Below are 1,598 nucleotides of genomic sequence, written 5' to 3'. Positions count from 1 at the left end.
CATAGCTGTCAACTTAAGGATTAGACATCCTTTACTCGTCGTTTTCCGTAAATGTATGTTTTGAATCAGGCTAAAAAGGCAATAAGAAATATAGGAATCCTTACGCCCTCTTGCCAGAAGGAGACCAGGGATTCTTAAGCGTATAGAAGTCGTTGAAAGGCTGTACCTTTGCGGGAGTTAGGCTTCCTGGCTGTCTTGATAAGCAGTCGGGTCATTCCTAATAGATAGTCTTTCAACGATTTTTTCTTTCTTCTGTAGATCTCGTAAAGAATCGCTAACCCCTCTGTTGCGATCGTCCGAACCGCAACCATCTCACTGATTTCCATCTTCTCCTCTTCCCAAATCATATTTCGTAACTGATGGGCGATTAATTGACTGATCATCACAACTAGTAGGGAAGCGTATAAGTGGCAGAGCCATCTCTCACGCTTCATGACTTTAAAATGATCCATGTCTAAATAATCTTTCCATACTCTAAATTGAAGTTCGATTTGCCAGCGTAGCCTGTATAAATCAACTACCTGTTCAGCAGATACCGAATCAGGCAGATTGGTCATATAGACAGTAATTCGTGCTAACTTACGGACGACTTGCTTGGGTTGTTTTCCCGACTTGGTGGCTCGTCGATCGATTTTTTTAATCCTCCGTTCTTTCACGGCTTCATCATGGGCAAATATAATACATCGCGCAGGAAAATGAGCGTCTCTTCCAAAATGAACCCCCTCTAATTCCAGACACTCACCAGGCTCCATCTGTTCGCAAAGTGCGACCAGATCAATCCGCTGATATTGGCTACTCTCGATCACTTTCCCGTTTGGATGATAGGAAGGGTAAGGGTTTTTAAAAGCCAAGTATGCATCATTCCGAAGCTTAGAGAGAAAGAAACCTTTATATTCCTTCATCTCTTCAAACTGCTGAAAGGAGAAATAGCCCAAGTCTTGCATACAAAGCTCTTGTTCCTCTAGGTAAGGGATTCTTTTCGCTCCCATTTTCGTGTCATTCACCTTCCTGAAATCAATAGAAGAAAACAGCGTCTGACCCGTAAGGAAGTCATACTCATGTTGAATTTTCCCGGATGTCTGTCGGGTGGGAGCAGCCCGTTTTTTCAAATGGTCCGGTACAGACACATTCGTCGCATCCATGATCCTCATGGCAACGAACGGCCAACTCTCTGCCAAGGAAAGCGAAGGAAACTGCATTTGCCTCTGTTGGAGCATAAGCTCCTGAACGAGACGTTGAAGAAATAGGACCGCCTCTTTAGAAAACTTTTTATCTATAGCGGTTCGGCTTACAGAGATCTCCTGTTCTGTGTATAGCTTTACGCAAAGTTCCTGAAGGGAACATTCCGCTACATTCCCGTGAAACTGAAACAACATGGCGAGGAAATCACTTGCGCAAATTGAACGTTTTCTTACAATAAAACCGGTTTCTTTCGCGATATCATCAATTCTTTCAGGATGGATGCATTCGAATAACTCTTCTAGAAGATGAACAATCTGCGGTGTTGGCATAATTAGGTCTCCCTTCCAAAGATGATGGTATTTATCTATACCTTCATATTGGAAAACATACACCTTCTTCTTAAGTTGACAGCTATG

1 protein-coding gene is annotated in these 1,598 nt (G+C 42.8%); it reads right to left on the bottom strand.

The window, feature by feature from the left end; translation table 11 throughout:
• Positions 1-134: 134 nt before the first annotated feature.
• Positions 135-1,598 (bottom strand): IS4 family transposase (locus NCCP2331_RS18215; RefSeq protein WP_251672117.1); only part of this gene is annotated, 1,464 nt, incomplete at its 5' end.

The organism is Sporosarcina sp. NCCP-2331, assembly GCF_023707945.1.
GTDB lineage: Bacteria > Bacillota > Bacilli > Bacillales_A > Planococcaceae > Sporosarcina > Sporosarcina cascadiensis.
This window is presented reverse-complemented; position numbering and strand designations above follow the sequence as displayed.